The sequence below is a fragment of the Pseudomonas sp. FP818 genome (genome assembly GCF_030687335.1).
GTDB lineage: Bacteria > Pseudomonadota > Gammaproteobacteria > Pseudomonadales > Pseudomonadaceae > Aquipseudomonas > Aquipseudomonas shahriarae.
This window is the reverse complement of record NZ_CP117427.1, coordinates 4,517,282-4,532,521: the sequence shown is the minus strand read 5'-3', so window position 1 is coordinate 4,532,521 and position 15,240 is coordinate 4,517,282. Positions and strand designations below refer to the sequence as shown.

Below are 15,240 nucleotides of genomic sequence, written 5' to 3'. Positions count from 1 at the left end.
ACCATACCATGCAGCAGGACGAGCGCAGTACTTGTGGGAGCGGGCTTGCCCGCGATTGCATCGACGCGTTCTGCAGCCAGACCGCAGTGCCTGCATCGCGGGCAAGCCCGCTCCCACAAAATCGTCGGTCATAAAAAAGGCGACTGCGGCATGGAGCCACAGTCGCCTTCTATCCCTGCGGGGAAGTGCTTACTGCACCTCTACCGCCAGGCTCTCACTGATCTTTTTCTGCCAGATGGCAGGGCCAGTGATGTGTACCGACTCGCCCTTGCTGTCGACGGCAACAGTGACCGGCATGTCCTTGACGTCGAACTCGTAGATCGCTTCCATGCCCAGTTCGGCGAAAGCGACCACGCGCGACTTCTTGATGGCTTGCGCCACCAGGTAAGCAGCGCCGCCGACGGCCATCAGGTACACGGCCTTGTGGTCCTTGATCGCTTCGATGGCGGTCGGGCCGCGCTCGGATTTGCCGATCATGCCCAGCAGGCCGGTTTGTTCGAGGATCTGGCGGGTGAACTTGTCCATCCGCGTGGCGGTGGTCGGGCCAGCCGGGCCAACCACTTCTTCGCGCACCGGATCTACCGGGCCGACGTAGTAGATAAAGCGACCCTTGAGGTCCACCGGCAGGGTTTCACCCTTGTTCAGCATCTCGACCATGCGCTTGTGCGCCGCGTCGCGACCGGTGAGCATCTTGCCGTTGAGCAGGACGGTTTCGCCCGGCTTCCAGCTTTGCACGTCTTCCGGGGTCAGGGTGTCGAGGTTGACGCGACGGGCCGACGGGCCGGCTTCCCAGACGATTTCCGGGTACGCGTCCAGCGGTGGCGCTTCCAGCGAGGCCGGGCCGGAGCCGTCGAGCACGAAGTGCGCGTGACGGGTGGCGGCGCAGTTGGGGATCATGCACACCGGCAACGAGGCGGCGTGGGTCGGGTAGTCCATGATCTTCACGTCGAGCACGGTGGTCAGGCCACCCAGGCCCTGGGCGCCGATCCCCAGTTGGTTGACCTTCTCGAACAGCTCCAGGCGCATCTCTTCGATACGGTTGGACGGGCCGCGCTTTTTCAGCTCGTGGATGTCGATGGATTCCATCAACACCTCCTTGGCCATCACTGCGGCTTTCTCGGCGGTGCCGCCGATGCCGATGCCGAGCATGCCCGGTGGGCACCAGCCGGCGCCCATGGTCGGAACGGTCTTGAGCACCCAGTCGACAATCGAGTCGGACGGGTTGAGCATGGCCATTTTCGACTTGTTCTCGGAACCACCGCCTTTGGCGGCCACGTCCACTTCCACGGTGTTACCCGGGACGATGGAGTAGTGGATCACGGCCGGGGTGTTGTCCTTGGTGTTTTTGCGCGCACCGGCCGGGTCGGCGAGGATCGAGGCGCGCAGGACGTTTTCCGGCAGGTTGTAGGCGCGACGCACGCCTTCGTTGATCATGTCGTCCAGGCCCATGGTGGCGCCATCCCAACGTACATCCATGCCCACGCGTACGAACACGGTGACGATCCCGGTGTCCTGGCAGATCGGGCGGTGGCCGGTGGCACACATGCGCGAGTTGATCAGGATCTGCGCCATGGAGTCACGGGCTGCCGGCGATTCTTCGCGCAGGTAGGCCTCGTGCATCGCCTGGATGAAGTCAACGGGGTGGTAGTAGGAAATGAATTGCAGGGCGTCGGCAACGCTCTGAATCAGGTCGTCTTGCTTGATCACGGTCATGAGTCGCGCTCCTCTATAAGGGAACATTCAATAAAGGTGGCTTCAGATGGGTGCATCGGTCGCTGAAGCCACCTTTTCCAAGGCACGCCGGGTAGTGCTGGCGCGACGCTAAAAAGGCGCGGCAGTATAACCCGGCGCGATGGCCGATACACCCGACGATGGTCAAACGCTGCCGACCACCCTCCTGGAGGAGCCGACGCCTGCAAAAAGCAGTTACAGTGATCGCACATTTTGATGCGAGGCCTTTCATGCCTGAACTGCACGTCGGCGAACGCCGCTGGTCGGTCTCCACCGGCAGCAATCTGCTGGATGCCTTGAACCAGGCCGGTGTGGCTGTGCCCTACAGTTGTCGCGCGGGCAGTTGCCATGCGTGTTTGGTGCGCTGCCAGGGCGAGGTTGATGACAAGCAGCCCGATGCCCTGAACCCGGCACAACGCCAGGACGGCTGGCGTCTGGCCTGCCAGTGCCAGGTCGTGGGCGATGTACAGGTCGAGACCTTTGACCCCTTGCGCGACGGCGCGGCGGCAACGGTGCTGAGCGCCGATTGGTTGAGCCCGACAGTGTTGCGCCTGCGCCTGCAAGCGGAACGTGGGTTGCGCTACCGGGCCGGCCAGCACCTGGTGTTGTGGGCGGGCACGGTGGCGCGGCCGTATTCCCTGGCCAGCCTGCCCGAGGAAGATCCGTTCCTGGAGTTCCACCTCGATTGCCGCCTGCCCGGCGAATTCAGCGACCTTGCGCGGCAGTTACAGGCCGGCGATCCATTGCGCCTGGGCGAGTTGCGCGGCGGCGCGTTGCACTACGATCCGGACTGGCAATCCCGGCCGCTGTGGCTGCTGGCATCCGGCACCGGAATGGGCCCGTTGTGGGGCGTGTTGCGTGAGGCGTTGCGCCAGGATCACCAGGGCGCCATTCGCGTGATTCACCTGGCCCATGATGCTGATAGCCATTATCTGGCCGAGCCCCTGAGGCAACTGGCCGCGAGCCATCCCAGCCTCAGTGTGGAGCTGTGGACGGCGGCGCAGTTGACCGAGGCTTTGGCGCAACTGCGGCTTGTTTCCCGGCAAACCCTGGCCTTACTCTGCGGGCACCCCAGCAGTGTCGAGGCCTTTTCCAAGCGCCTGTTCCTGGCTGGCTTGCCGCGCAATCAACTGCTGGCCGATGTGTTCCTGCCCCGTGGTTGAGCGCTGATGTCTATCTGCGAGACTCACCATGACCGACGCCATCCTGCTGCACCGTGACCGTGGGCTGCTGATCCTGCAGCTCAATCGCCCCGACAAGAAAAATGCCCTGACCCGCGCCATGTACAGCCAATTGGCGGCGGCGCTGGAGCAGGCCGATGCCGACACGACGGTCAATGCCGTGCTGATCCAGGGCAGCAGCGACTGCTTTACCGCCGGCAACGACATCGGCGACTTCCTTGAGCAGCCGCCCACAGACCTGGACAGCCCACCCTTTCATTTCATGCAAAGCCTGCTCAACTGCCGTAAACCGGTGATTGCCGGCGTGGCCGGGGCGGCGGTGGGCATTGGCACCACGCTGCTGCTGCATTGCGACCTGGTGTATGTCAGTCGCGATGCCCGGTTGCGCATGCCATTCGTCAACCTGGGGCTGTGCCCTGAGTTTGGCTCCAGCCTGATCCTGCCGCGCTTGCTGGGGCACGCGAAAGCCGCCGAGTTGCTGCTGCTGGGCGAAGGGTTCAGTGGAGAGCAGGCTGCGCAGTGGGGGATCGCCACCGAAGCGTTGGGCAGCGGCGAAGCGGCCCTGGCCAAGGCGCGGGAAGTCGGCGGGCGCTTTGAGACCCTGGCGCCGGGGGCGGTGCAGGTGACCAAGCAATTGATGAAGAGCGTCGACCGCGAGCAATTGCGCCAGGTGATCGAGGAGGAGGGTGCATTGTTTACCCAGCGCTTGAGGTCGCCGGAGGCGATTGCGGCGTTGTCTGGGTTTATTGCCCGGCGCTGAAATCCAAGTGGTTGGACTGGCGTTATCGCGGGCAAGCCCGCTCCCACACTTGAAATGCGCTCCAATGTGGGAGCGGGCTTGCCCGCGATAACGCCAGTCCAGTCACCACAGCAGCGTGACTTGAAATGCAAAAGGCCCTGTCACTCACGTGCCAGGGCCTTTGCTTTTCAGCGGGTCACTCAGACCATTGGATCGCCAACGTGCAGGATCTTCATGCCGTTGGTGCCACCGATGGTGTGGTAGCTGTCGCCCTTGGTCAGGATCACCCAATCGCCTTTCTCGACTACGCCACGCTTGAGCAGTTCGTCGATGGCAGCCTGGCTGACTTGCTCAGGCGGCAGCGACGCCGGGTCGAACGGTACGGTGTAGACGCCACGGAACATGGCCGCACGGGCCTGGGTTTCGCGGTGCGGGGAGAACGCGTAGATCGGGATCGAGGAACGGATACGCGACATGATCAACGGCGTGTAGCCACTTTCGGTCAGGGCGATGATCGCCTTCACACCCGGGAAGTGGTTGGCGGTGTACATGGCGGCCAGGGCGATGCTCTGGTCGCAGCTTTCGAACACTTTGCCGATGCGGTGGCTGGAGGTTTTGCTGGTCGGGTGTTTTTCAGCGCCGACGCAGATACGCGCCATGGCCTGGACTGCTTCCAGCGGGTACGGGCCGGCAGCACTTTCCGCCGAGAGCATCACGGCGTCGGTGTAGTCGAGCACGGCGTTGGCCACGTCGGACACTTCGGCACGGGTCGGCATCGGGTTCTGGATCATCGACTCCATCATCTGGGTCGCGACGATCACCGCTTTATTGTGGCGGCGTGCGTGCAGGATGATTTTCTTCTGGATGCCGATCAGTTCTGCGTCACCGATTTCTACACCGAGGTCGCCACGGGCAACCATCACTGCATCGGACGCCTTGATCAGGCCGTCGAGGGTTTCGTCGTCGGCCACGGCTTCGGCGCGCTCGATCTTCGCCACCAGCCAGGCGGTACCGCCGGCTTCGTCGCGCAGTTGGCGGGCGTACTCCATGTCGGCAGCGTCACGCGGGAAGGATACGGCGAGGTAGTCCACTTCCATTTCGGCGGCGAGCTTGATGTCAGCCTTGTCTTTTTCGGTCAGGGCCGGTGCAGTCAGGCCACCACCGCGACGGTTGATGCCTTTGTGGTCGGACAGCGGGCCGCCGATGATCACGGTGCAGTTGAGCTCGGTGACGGTGGCGGTGTCGACACGCATGACCACGCGGCCATCGTCCAGCAGCAGTTCGTCGCCGACGCCGCAGTCTTTGACCAGGTCCGGGTAGTCGATACCCACGACCTGCTGGTTGCCTTCGGTCAGCGGATGGCTGGTTGAGAAGGTGAATTTGTCACCAATCTTCAGCTCGATGCGCTTGTTGGCGAATTTGGCGATACGGATCTTCGGCCCTTGCAGGTCACCCAGCAGCGCGACGAAGCGGCCATGCTTGGCGGCGAGGTCACGTACCAGCTTGGCGCGAGCCTTGTGCTCGTCCGGGGTGCCGTGGGAGAAGTTCAGACGGGCAACGTCCAGGCCAGCCAGAATCAGCTGTTCGAGGACTTCCGGCGAGTTACTGGCCGGGCCAAGGGTGGCGACGATTTTGGTACGACGGACGGACATGCACGGACTCCTGAGTTCTAGCGCTGGGGAAGGCTACTATGCTCTTTGGCTGTAGTCATTGTTCGTTTGCACTACTTATTGTCGATTCGCTTGTTTTCACGCGATGACGCCAGACGAACAACCTTGAAGATTTTCGCCCAAGGGTCGATACACTGCTCAAGACAGGAGAACACCCATGCGAGTTTTGATCATTGCAGCCCTGGCCGTCAGTGTTGTCGGCTGTACCCGTTGGTCGATGGACCATCATTTGAACAATGCCTACCGGGCCTACAATGTAGGCGACTGCGAACGGGTCACCCTGGAATTGTCCCAGGTCGACCGTCAAAGCCGGTCCCGGCGCTACGTGCAGCCGGAGGTCTCGATGCTGCGTGGGCAGTGCCTGGAACGGCAGAAGTTGTTCGTGGATGCCGTGCAGACCTATCAGTTCATCATCAGCCAATATCCGTCGAGCGAATACGCATTCCGTGCCCGCGCACGCCTGGATACCCTGCAACAACTGGGGCATTACCCCGGTGCAAGCACTGCCCGCGCACGGCCAGCCGCCTTGTGATGACATTTGTAATTTGACAGCTGGCCTCTTGCCGGAGTTGGGCTATTCTTCGAATGTCTGTTTGTACAACTTTCAATCCAAATAGATGTAGCCCCTGATTCGATGGCGTTTAAGCGACAGGGCAAAGGCTGCTGTTGTAGCGAAATCCGGGGGAGAGCGGGGTGCTGCTGGCAGCGCTCCGGTCCGAATCACAGGAACGGCCAGAATCATGGCCATTGGACGGCGATCTCATCATGTTTACCGACCGAAGGATTGAGCGACACCAGTTGCCCTGTTTTTTACAGGTGTTCAACCGCCACACGGATAAACCCATCGGTTACTTGGGTAACATCTCCAGCGAGGGGCTGATGTTGGTCAGCCGATTACCCATGATGGTCAACGCGGATTTTGAGCTGCGCTTGAAGATCCCCGGACCTGAGGGGGATGTGCATGCCATTGACTTCACTGCCACCTGCCTGTGGAGTCGTGAGGATATCAACCCCCAGCATTACGATTCGGGGTTCACCCTGCTGCAGGCCCCCGACGAGTACGGGCAATTGATTGCCGCGCTGTTGCAGTACTTCAGCTTTGATCCCTTGCAGGCTTCGGCCTAGCGTCATGCGCCACTCATAGCACGCCGGCCTTTTTCCAGCCCAGGTAACGGGTTACCAGGTCTGCGCCGAGGTCCGAGGGTCGGGCGTCCAATACCGCCAGGCCCTGCGCCTTCATGCGGTCATGCAATTCTTCCCGGGCATTGAGGTAGTCGACGCTGCCACAGTAGGCCAGCGCTTCCGGCAAGGTTTGCACAGGCGCCTGGTGCACTTGATCCAGCACTTCTTCGCGCAGGCTCGCGACCAATACCCGGTGCTGGCGGCTGATGCGCTTGACGGCGGTCAGCAGATCCTCGTCGTCCTCATCACGCAGGTTGGTCACGACAATCACCAAGGCCCGGCGTTTCTGGCGGGCCAGCAGTTGGTTGGCCGCAGCCTGGTAGTCGGCCGCGCGCCGGGTGGTGTCCAGGTCGTATACCGCGTTGAGCAACTGGTTCAACTGGCCGCTGCCCTTGACGGGTGCCAGGTAGCGCGGCTGGTCGCAGGCGAAGGTGCACAAGCCCACGGCATCGCCCTGGCGCAGGGCCACATAGCTGAGCAGCAGGCACGCGTTGAGAGCGTGGTCGAAATGCGCCAGCTCGTTGTCCTGGCTGCGCATCCGCCGGCCGCAGTCGAGCATGAACACAATCTGCTGGTCGCGCTCATCCTGATATTCCCGGGCAATCGGCGTGCGTTGCCGGGCCGTGGCCTTCCAGTCGATCTGGCGCAGGCTGTCACCCTCGCGAAATTCCCGCAACTGGTGAAACTCCAGGCCCAGGCCGCGACGCTGGCGCTGGCGTACACCCAGTTGGCTGAGCCAGTTGTCTACCGCCAGTAATTGCGCGCCGTACAGTCGGGCAAAATCCGGATAAACCCGGGTGGCGTCCTTGACCGGCACCTGGCGCTTGGCAGTCCACAGCCCCAGGAGGCTGGGGAGGTGCACCTCACAGCGCTCAAAACTGAAATGCCCACGGCTCAAGGGGCGCAGGCGGTAGCCCAGTTCGCTCTGTTCCCCGGGGCGCAGGGTGATGGACTGGGGCAGGTTTTGCACGCTCAAACCATCCGGTACGTGATCAAACACCTCCAGGACCAACGGCTGTGGATAGTCATGTTCCAGGGTGATCCGCACCTCGCTCCAACGCCCCAGCGCCAGGCTGCCCGGCATCTGCCGGCGCAGGCGTGGCGAGGGGCGGCGTTTCAGCCGGCCAGCATCGAGCAAGGCCAGCAAGAGCAGCGCCAGGAGCAGGCCCCAGGCGATGGAATGCAGAGCGGCCGGCACGTTGAGTTGCAGGGCCACGGCCGTCCCGAGGGCGATGTTCAGGCCCAGCAACACGGCAAGCCAGGCCAGCAACAGGCGAGTCGGTCTCATGGGCATGTCACTGGCGTGGTGCCGGCACTTGGTCGAGTAACTGGGTCAGCACCTGATCCACCTCCAGGCCTTCGATATCCAGCTCCGGGGCGATGCGTACCCGATGGCGCAACACTGCCAGCGCACAGCTCTTGATGTCGTCCGGCGTGACGAACTCGCCACCTCGCAGCAGGGCGCGAGCACGGGCACCCCGCACCAGGGCGATGGACGCACGCGGGCCCGCGCCCAGGGCCAGACCGGGCCAGGTGCGGGTGGTACGAGCCAGGCGCACGGCGTAGTCGAGTACCTGTTCATCCAGGGCCAGCTCACTGGCGACCTGCTGCAACAGCAACACGTCAGCGGCTTGCAGCACGGTGCGCAGTGGTTGCACGTCGAGCATGTCGGCGCGCGATGAACGGGTCACTTCACGCACCATATCCACCTCTTGCTGCGCCTCGGGGTAGTCCATGCACACCTTGAGCATGAACCTGTCGAGTTCGGCCTCCGGTAGTGGATAAGTGCCTTCCTGTTCGATGGGGTTCTGGGTGGCCAGCACCATAAAGGGCTGGCCGATAGGCAGGGCTTCGCCTTCGAGGGTGACCTGGCGTTCCTGCATGGCTTCGAGCAGGGCGGCCTGGGTTTTTGCCGGGGCCCGGTTGATCTCGTCCGCCAGCAGCAAGTGGGTGAACAACGGCCCCTTGCGCAGTTTGAACTGCTCGGTGTGCAGGTCGTACACGGCATGCCCGGTTACATCACTGGGCATCAGGTCCGGGGTGAACTGGATACGCGCGAAGTCGCCGTCAAAGCAGCGGGCCAGGGCCCGTACCAGCAGGGTCTTGCCCAGGCCGGGAACCCCTTCGAGCAACACGTGGCCGCCGGCGATCAATGCGGTCAGCACATCATCAATCACCCCATCCTGGCCAATCACGGCCTTGCGCAACTCGGTGCGCAGCGCCTGGGCCAACTGGGTGGCCCGACCGGTGTCGAGGGTGTTGGGTGAATCCACTGGAGAGTCGCTCATAGGGCATTCCTGAGGGTTTGCAGGCAGGCCACCTGGCGGCTGAAGTCGGCGCTGGAAAGCCGCTTTGCCGGGAGTGGGCCCAGGGCCTGGCTGATAATGGATGGCGGTTGGCGAGTCAGGCGTTCAAGGGCTTGCCATTGCCCGGCAGTGTCCAACTGTTCGAAGCCGGGGTGGCGGCGGCGGGCGGTGCGCAGGATGTCCCGCTGCAGGGCGTGCAACAGGCTGTTTTGCCCACTGCGGCGCAGCAGGAAATCGGCACTGGCATTCAAGTGTTCCAGCAGTTGCCGGCGTGCCTTGGGCGCGGGTGCCTGGATGGGCCCCTGGCGTACGCCGGCGCGCCACAACCCCAGCACAATCAAGGCGGCGAGTGCCAAAAGGGCCTGGGGGAAGTAACGCAGCAACAGGCTGAACAGGTTCTCGACATCCGTGTTGGACAGTAGGGTGACATTGCTGCCCTGGGTCAGGTACCAGAGCAGCCAGGCATTATCGTGCAGGCCTATATCCGGGGTTTTCCACAGTTCGCTGTCGGTGATCACTGTCACACGGCCCTGCCCGAGATCGAGTTGCATCAGGTGGCTGGACTTGGCGCTGTTGGCCGAAAACTGGGCCAGGTGCCTGGGGTCGATCAAGGTGAAGTCGGTGTCGAAACTGAAGAAGGCCGGTGCGGTTTCATTATCGACATACAGGCGTGTCAGGTCCGGCTTCTTGCCCTTGCGAGGTGGGACTGGCTGGTCGAAGTCATCGCTGAAGGCCTGGCGCAACTGCAGGCGATCGAGCAGCAGGTCGCCGCTGTCCTGGGTTTCTTCATCCCATATAGCTTCGGCCACCAGCAGCAGGTGGCCGCCGGCCTGGGTCCACTCCAGCAACTGGTCAACCTGGCGCGGGGTCATGTTGCTGCGTTCGCTGAGCAACAACAGGCTGCCGCCCTTGGTGGGCAGGGTAGCCAGGCGTTCCAGGCTGTTGGCGTGCTCAACGGCTATGCCTTGCTGGCGTAGGAAATGCTCCGCCGCCAGGTAGGGATTAGCCTGGGCTTCGGGTGATGGCCCGCGCTCGACCACTTCCTCGTAAGGGATCGCCTTGTGCCAGGCGTAGAAGCCCCCCGCCGTCAGCAGGCAGGCCAGGATCAGCGCGAGCCAGATCAGTGGCCGGTTCATCCCGTGGCCTCGCTGTCGAACAGCGCGCGCCAGTGGGCGCACAGTTGTTGTTGGGCCAGGGCAGGCGGTACGCGATGGCCATAGGCGAGGTTTTGCCAGTGGCGGGTCAGGTCGTCGCTGAATGCCAGCAATTGCGGCTGTTGCAAGTGACGCACGCGCTCCAGGACCTGGCCTTCGGTATCGGCGTTTTTCAGGGGCAGGTTGAAGTCATGCAACAGGCGGCTAAGCAGGCCGCGATAGAGCAGGCCAAGCGCTTCACGGGGCTGCGAGGCCCACAGTTGCTCGGCGGTACCGGCGATGTCATCGGGTAATGTTTCCACGCCCATGTCCAGGCCGAACAGTTGTGACGGCACTGGCTGGTCAACGGTGCGGGGGGCGCGGCGATGGCTGACAAAGGCGTGCAGCCAATCACGATAGCGCCAGGCCACCAAGGCAATGCCGGCGATCAGCAGGCTCCACAACAGCACCTCCATGACCAGGGCCAGAGACTTGAAGGTGTCGCTGTTGAGGTTGTCGAGCAAGGATTTAAGCCAGGCAGGCAACCGGGCATCCCCTGTGGGCTTTGGTTTGTCGATGGTCTTGTCTTCGCCGAAACGGTAGCGGGTCACGGATTCCGGATTCTTGAACGGGGGCTCTTCCAGCAGGCGCTTGATCGCCTGGCTGGCGGCTGGCGTACTCAAGGGTTGTGCAGCCACGGGTTGATCGGCCATGGCCTGGGGTGTTGGCGGGAGCAGCAGCAGGCCGACAGCCAGCAGTAGGACGGCCACCGTTGACCCCAGGCGCTGGCGCAGACGGCGGAACACCAACTCCAGGTCCCAGGCTTCGAGCACGGTACGCCGGTTCAGGTAGAGGCTGAACCCGCAGGCCACATAGATCGGCTCCCAGAGCACCAGGACCAGGGCGTACAAGGCATTGGTCAGGTGTTCCAGCCAGAGCCAGTCCTGGCTGCTGGCCAGCGCCAGTTGTTGCCAGTCCCAGTCGAGCTCTACCTGTTGTGGCAGGAACAGGTAGAACAGCGCCATCAAGCCAATCCACAGTGCTGTTTCCAGGTGAATACCGATCAGCGTCAGCCAGCGCGCTGCACCGGCATTGCGCTGTTGCAGCACCCCCAGCCGTTGTTGGCGGGCCAGGCCGCCGAGGCCTTCGAGTTGCACCACGGGCATGACGAAGCTGCGACTGAGGCTCAAGCGTCTCCAGGTCAGGCTGGCCAGCAGTTGACCTTTGAGCAGGCGGGGCCATTGGCGCAGCGCCTGCTTGAGGGTAGGCGTTTCGCCAAACAGTGCTGTGGACAGGATATACAGCGGCAGGCGCTCAAAGGCCGGTTTCAACCACCAGAACACCAGTACAGCAACAGATGGGTAGTCCCACAGCGCAAGGCTGATCAGGATAAAGATCGGCAGGCTGACCAAGGCCCAACTGCTCATCAAGAGCACGCGGTGCTTGCGGGCCAGCAATACCCCCAGGTCCATGGCTTCCCACGTAGTGCGGGGGCGGATTACCACGCTGGCGTCACTCAGGCGCATGACGACCCCTGCCGGCAAACAGCAGATAGGCGAGCACCATCGCCCAGAGCGCGGCGCCCACCAGGTACTTGCCCCAAGGTTCCACGGCGGTGGTGGAGGACCAATAGGCCTCTATAAAGGCCGCGATCAGCAGGAATAAAATCACGCCGCAGATCATTTTCACGCTTTTGCGGGCTGCCAGGCGCAGTGCTTCACCCCGGGGCAATGCTCCCGGCGCGATCAAGGCCCAGCCCAGTTGCAGGCCGGCCGCGCCGGCCAGGGCGATGGCCGTCAGTTCAAAGGCGCCGTGACCGATGACAAAGGACCAGAAGGTCTGCCCATAGCCGATTTCGGTCAGGTGACCGGCGATGGCGCCGATCATCAGGCCATTGAAAAACAGGAAAAACACGCTGCCCAGGCCAAACAGCAGGCCGCCGGCAAAGGTCTGGAACGCGATGCCGATGTTATGCATGACGTAGTAGCCGAACATCATCCAGTCTTCGCTCGACGCCCGTGCGGCTGCGCGGCCCAGGCGACTGGCATCGGGGTCGTACATCTCCTGCATCTCGGACACTTGCGGGGCACTGACGATGGTGTAGATCAGTTCGGGGAACAGGTAGACCAGCAGCGCAATGCCGATCAGGCTGCCAAAGAACAGCAGGCTGGCGACCAGCACGAAGCGCCATTGCTCGCGAACCGTGCGGGGGAAATCCGCCAGCAGGAAGCCCAGCACCTTGGCCCCGAGCTGGCTGCGATGGCGATACAACTGTTGATGGCCGCGCAAGGCCAACTGTTGCAGCGGGTCTATCAGGTAGCTGCTATAGCCCCGCTCCTGCGCCAGTGCCAGATGTTGGCACAGGCGTCGGTAATCTTGAGGGAAACGCGTCAGGTCCTCGGCCTTTGCCTTGCCTTGTTCAAGCAGGGCCAACTGGCTGGCAAATGCCTGCCAGTGCGGCTGGTGACGGGTTTCGAACAGGCTTTGCTTCATGTCGGCCCCAACAGGCCGCGGGCCACGCCATTGAGCTGTTCCACGGCGCGCGCGGGGGAGACCTGCAGGGGCGTGGCCAGAATCGCCGCCAGCTCGTGGGTCCGTTCGGCGGACAGCTCACCCTGGCGCTCGGCAAAACCCAGGATCGCACGTTGCTCGTCCAGCTCGAGGGCAAAGGGCAGGCGCAATGCCGGGGCCTGGGGCAGGAGGGGGCGGGCCAGGGGCTGTTCGCGATAGATCACCAGGGTACCGGCCGCAATGTCGCCCAGGCGTTTGAAGTGGGGATGTTGCAGGCAACTGATGGCCCCGAGGAAATAGCCGAACGGCAACATATCGACAAACCGCAGCAGGTTGCGGATCAGGGATGCGGACCAGCCAATGGGCGTGCCGTCATCCTGTACCACGCGCAGGCCCATGATCTGTTTGCCCGGTGAACTGCCCTGGTTGAGCACTTCGAACAGCACCATGTACCACCAACTGACGAGGAACAGCAGGATCGAGCCCAGGCCGATGCCCAGGTTGCCGAGAAACGCCAGGGCGATGAACAGGACACCGAGGATCAGGCCGCGCAGGCCCAGGTCGAAGCCGAATGCCAGTGCCCGGGGCATCAGCCCGGCGGGGCGCAAGGGCAGGTCGATGCCTTCCGGGGTCTCGATCTGATAGCGGGTGTCCAATGGTGCGGTGGGCATTGCATTCCCTGGCAGTGCGGTGTGGCTGGGCATGGGCAACCTCGTCGGGCAGCCGGCAATTCGAGAGGCCGATGCTAGCAGTGTCGCGGACGGAAGTAACACCTGAAAATGCGCCAAGGTTTCACTGAATGTTTATCCAGTGCACACGGCGCTGGCCCCGGGCGGCGTCCAGCGCCTAGACTTTGTCGGTCTTCAGCACAGGAATAGCCCGTGACCTCGATCTTCTGGTACGACTATGAAACCACCGGCATCAACCCGCGCAGCGACCGTGCGCTGCAGGTTGCCGGGATTCGCACCGACCATGACCTCAATGAGGTCGGGCCGCCGGTCAATCTCTATTGCCAGCCCAGCGACGATATCCTGCCGCACCCGGCCGCGTGCATGATCACGGGCATTACCCCCGGCCAACTGGCGGAAAAGGGTCTGGCCGAAGCCGACTTCATGACGCGGGTGCATGCCGAGCTGGCCGCCCCCGGCACCTGTGGTGCGGGTTACAACACCCTGCGTTTCGATGACGAAATGACCCGCTACAGTTTGTATCGCAATTTTTTCGACCCTTACGCACGGGAATGGCAGAGCGGGAACAGCCGCTGGGACTTGATCGACGTGATGCGCACGGCCTATGCCCTGCGTCCCGACGGCATTGTCTGGCCCGAGCAGGACGGACGCGTGACCCTCAAGCTGGAGCGCCTGACGGCGGCCAATGGAATTGACCATGGCCAGGCTCACGAGGCTTTGGCTGACGTGCGGGCCACCATCGCCCTGGCGCGGTTGGTCCGGGAAAAACAACCCAAGTTGTACGATTGGTTGTTTCAACTGCGCAGCAAGCAGCGGGTCATGGATCAAATCCGCCTGTTGCAGCCCATGGTGCATATTTCCGGGCGCTTTTCCGCTGAGCGCCATTACCTGGGGGTGGTCCTGCCCCTGGCGTGGCATCCGCGCAATCGCAACGCGTTGATTGTCTGCGACCTGGGGCTCGACCCACAGGCGCTGCTGGACCTGGATGCCGAAACCCTGCGCCAGCGCTTGTATACCCGGCGCGATCAATTGGCCGAGGGTGAGTTGCCGGTCCCGCTCAAACTTGTTCACATCAATCGTTGTCCGGTCGTCGCGCCGCTGAATGTGTTGCGGGCGCAAGACCAGCAGCGATTGAACCTGGACATGCGTGAATATCAGGCCCGGGCACTGCGGCTAACTGACGCACAGGAACTTTGGCGGGATAAATTGCCGGCGATTTATGCCGAGGACGATTTCGCCGCAAGCGCCGACCCGGAGCAACAGCTCTACGATGGTTTTATTGGTGATCGGGATCGACGTTTATGTGAGCAAGTCCGCACTGCTGAACCCGACCCGAGCAACTAGCACGCCAGCAGTGGCCTTTTGATGATCATCGTTTGCCGGAATTATTATTTCGCTATCGTGCCCGCAACTTTGCGCACACCTTGGACAGTGAAGAGCAACAACGCTGGAAACTCTTCTGTCAGCAACGCTTGTCAGATGCGGATTACGGCGCGCCAAATACCCTTGAGAGTTTCAATAAGGCCAGGCTTGAATTGGACGCTAGTGCTACATCGTTTCAGCGTCAGGTGCTGGATGAGTGGCAGGAATATGCTGACGCTTTAAGCCAGCGCCTGGACCTGTAATCGGCGTTCGATAAAAAGTAGGCAATAAAAAACGCCAGCGAACTGGCGTTTTTTATTGTGTCGCGAATCAGGTGACGATCTGGCGAACCTTAGTCCAGCAGGGTAGCCCAGCCTTCAACCACGTCACCGCCCCACTTGGCTTTCCACTCTTTCAGAGTCTTGTGGTTGCCACCTTTGGTTTCAATCACTTCGCCGTTGTGCGGGTTTTTGTATTGCTTGACCTTACGCGCGCGCTTGGTACCGGTAACTTTCACGGCGGCGCGTGGTGCTTTAACTTTCGATTCCGGATCCAGCAGCGCGATGATGTCACGCAGGGATTTGGAGTATTCACCCATCAGGGTGCGCAATTTGCCTTCGAATTCCAGCTCGGTTTGCAGTTTGTCGTCTTGGGACAGATTCTTCAAACGTTCTTGCAGCTCTTTGATAGCGGATTCGGTGGCACGGTATTCGTTGATCAGGGACATGAGGACTAC

13 protein-coding genes and 1 pseudogene are annotated in these 15,240 nt (G+C 62.2%); 5 read left to right on the top strand and 9 right to left on the bottom strand.

Annotated elements, in window-relative coordinates; translation table 11 throughout:
* Nucleotides 1-189: 189 nt before the first annotated feature.
* Complete coding sequence (locus PSH80_RS20575; protein ID WP_057960547.1) at nucleotides 190-1,713, bottom strand: fumarate hydratase; 1,524 nt, start codon at nucleotides 1,711-1,713, stop codon at nucleotides 190-192.
* Nucleotides 1,714-1,961: 248 nt separating this feature from the next.
* On the opposite strand from PSH80_RS20575, the gene PSH80_RS20570 reads away from it, so the two are divergent.
* Complete coding sequence (locus tag PSH80_RS20570) at nucleotides 1,962-2,894, top strand: iron-sulfur-binding ferredoxin reductase (protein WP_057960546.1); 933 nt, start codon at nucleotides 1,962-1,964, stop codon at nucleotides 2,892-2,894.
* A 28-nt stretch (nucleotides 2,895-2,922) separates the two neighbouring features.
* Complete coding sequence (locus PSH80_RS20565) at nucleotides 2,923-3,672, top strand: enoyl-CoA hydratase (protein ID WP_057960545.1); 750 nt, start codon at nucleotides 2,923-2,925, stop codon at nucleotides 3,670-3,672.
* Between the two features lie 179 nt (nucleotides 3,673-3,851).
* On the opposite strand, the gene pyk is transcribed toward PSH80_RS20565, so the two are convergent.
* Complete coding sequence (gene pyk, locus PSH80_RS20560; RefSeq protein WP_029295454.1) at nucleotides 3,852-5,303, bottom strand: pyruvate kinase; 1,452 nt, start codon at nucleotides 5,301-5,303, stop codon at nucleotides 3,852-3,854.
* A gap of 175 nt (nucleotides 5,304-5,478) precedes the next feature.
* Here pyk and PSH80_RS20555 point away from each other — a divergent pair, with 175 nt between their 5' ends.
* The gene (locus PSH80_RS20555) at nucleotides 5,479-5,853 is read left to right on the top strand and encodes a hypothetical protein (protein ID WP_057440129.1); all 375 of its coding nucleotides are present in this window, start codon (nucleotides 5,479-5,481) and stop codon (nucleotides 5,851-5,853) included.
* A 233-nt stretch (nucleotides 5,854-6,086) separates the two neighbouring features.
* A complete protein-coding gene (locus PSH80_RS20550) occupies nucleotides 6,087-6,446 on the top strand; it encodes a PilZ domain-containing protein (protein WP_057960549.1) in 360 nt (119 codons plus the stop codon).
* A gap of 13 nt (nucleotides 6,447-6,459) precedes the next feature.
* Here the strand turns inward: PSH80_RS20550 and PSH80_RS20545 are convergent, their stop codons facing one another.
* From PSH80_RS20545 to PSH80_RS20520, 6 genes are read right to left on the bottom strand one after another with little or no spacing between them, the layout of a single operon-like run.
* Nucleotides 6,460-7,791 carry a DUF58 domain-containing protein gene (locus tag PSH80_RS20545; protein ID WP_057960544.1) on the bottom strand — a complete coding sequence of 444 codons (1,332 nt, stop codon included), beginning with the start codon at nucleotides 7,789-7,791 and terminating at the stop codon, nucleotides 6,460-6,462.
* Between the two features lie 7 nt (nucleotides 7,792-7,798).
* Nucleotides 7,799-8,791, bottom strand: a complete 993-nt coding sequence (locus tag PSH80_RS20540) for a MoxR family ATPase (protein WP_128593427.1) — start codon at nucleotides 8,789-8,791, stop codon at nucleotides 7,799-7,801.
* Nucleotides 8,788-9,945: a DUF4350 domain-containing protein gene (locus tag PSH80_RS20535; protein ID WP_128593428.1), complete on the bottom strand. Its 1,158-nt coding sequence runs from the start codon at nucleotides 9,943-9,945 to the stop codon at nucleotides 8,788-8,790. The genes PSH80_RS20540 and PSH80_RS20535 overlap by 4 nt, the downstream gene beginning before the upstream one ends.
* A complete protein-coding gene (locus tag PSH80_RS20530) occupies nucleotides 9,942-11,468 on the bottom strand; it encodes a DUF4129 domain-containing protein (RefSeq protein WP_057960541.1) in 1,527 nt (508 codons plus the stop codon). The genes PSH80_RS20535 and PSH80_RS20530 overlap by 4 nt, the downstream gene beginning before the upstream one ends.
* Nucleotides 11,455-12,435: a stage II sporulation protein M gene (locus PSH80_RS20525; RefSeq protein WP_057960548.1), complete on the bottom strand. Its 981-nt coding sequence runs from the start codon at nucleotides 12,433-12,435 to the stop codon at nucleotides 11,455-11,457. The genes PSH80_RS20530 and PSH80_RS20525 overlap by 14 nt, the downstream gene beginning before the upstream one ends.
* A complete protein-coding gene (locus tag PSH80_RS20520) occupies nucleotides 12,432-13,124 on the bottom strand; it encodes an RDD family protein (protein WP_057960540.1) in 693 nt (230 codons plus the stop codon). The genes PSH80_RS20525 and PSH80_RS20520 overlap by 4 nt, the downstream gene beginning before the upstream one ends.
* A gap of 210 nt (nucleotides 13,125-13,334) precedes the next feature.
* On the opposite strand from PSH80_RS20520, the pseudogene sbcB reads away from it, so the two are divergent.
* A pseudogene (sbcB, locus tag PSH80_RS20515) lies at nucleotides 13,335-14,767 on the top strand (exodeoxyribonuclease I).
* 89 nt (nucleotides 14,768-14,856) lie between these two features.
* On the opposite strand, the gene mvaT reads toward sbcB, so the two are convergent.
* A complete protein-coding gene (gene mvaT / locus PSH80_RS20510; protein WP_057440135.1) occupies nucleotides 14,857-15,231 on the bottom strand; it encodes a histone-like nucleoid-structuring protein MvaT in 375 nt (124 codons plus the stop codon).
* Between the last annotated feature and the right edge of the window lie 9 nt (nucleotides 15,232-15,240).

Coding starts and splice junctions, on each gene's coding strand:
- PSH80_RS20520 (WP_057960540.1), bottom strand. CDS start 13,124: ATGCCCACCGCACCATTGGACACCCGCTATCAGATCGAGACCCCGGAA.
- PSH80_RS20570 (WP_057960546.1), top strand. CDS start 1,962: ATGCCTGAACTGCACGTCGGCGAACGCCGCTGGTCGGTCTCCACCGGC.
- mvaT (WP_057440135.1), bottom strand. CDS start 15,231: ATGTCCCTGATCAACGAATACCGTGCCACCGAATCCGCTATCAAAGAG.
- PSH80_RS20555 (WP_057440129.1), top strand. CDS start 5,479: ATGCGAGTTTTGATCATTGCAGCCCTGGCCGTCAGTGTTGTCGGCTGT.
- PSH80_RS20525 (WP_057960548.1), bottom strand. CDS start 12,435: ATGAAGCAAAGCCTGTTCGAAACCCGTCACCAGCCGCACTGGCAGGCA.
- pyk (WP_029295454.1), bottom strand. CDS start 5,303: ATGTCCGTCCGTCGTACCAAAATCGTCGCCACCCTTGGCCCGGCCAGT.
- PSH80_RS20540 (WP_128593427.1), bottom strand. CDS start 8,791: ATGAGCGACTCTCCAGTGGATTCACCCAACACCCTCGACACCGGTCGG.
- PSH80_RS20575 (WP_057960547.1), bottom strand. CDS start 1,713: ATGACCGTGATCAAGCAAGACGACCTGATTCAGAGCGTTGCCGACGCC.
- PSH80_RS20535 (WP_128593428.1), bottom strand. CDS start 9,945: ATGAACCGGCCACTGATCTGGCTCGCGCTGATCCTGGCCTGCCTGCTG.
- PSH80_RS20565 (WP_057960545.1), top strand. CDS start 2,923: ATGACCGACGCCATCCTGCTGCACCGTGACCGTGGGCTGCTGATCCTG.
- PSH80_RS20545 (WP_057960544.1), bottom strand. CDS start 7,791: ATGAGACCGACTCGCCTGTTGCTGGCCTGGCTTGCCGTGTTGCTGGGC.
- PSH80_RS20550 (WP_057960549.1), top strand. CDS start 6,087: ATGTTTACCGACCGAAGGATTGAGCGACACCAGTTGCCCTGTTTTTTA.
- PSH80_RS20530 (WP_057960541.1), bottom strand. CDS start 11,468: ATGCGCCTGAGTGACGCCAGCGTGGTAATCCGCCCCCGCACTACGTGG.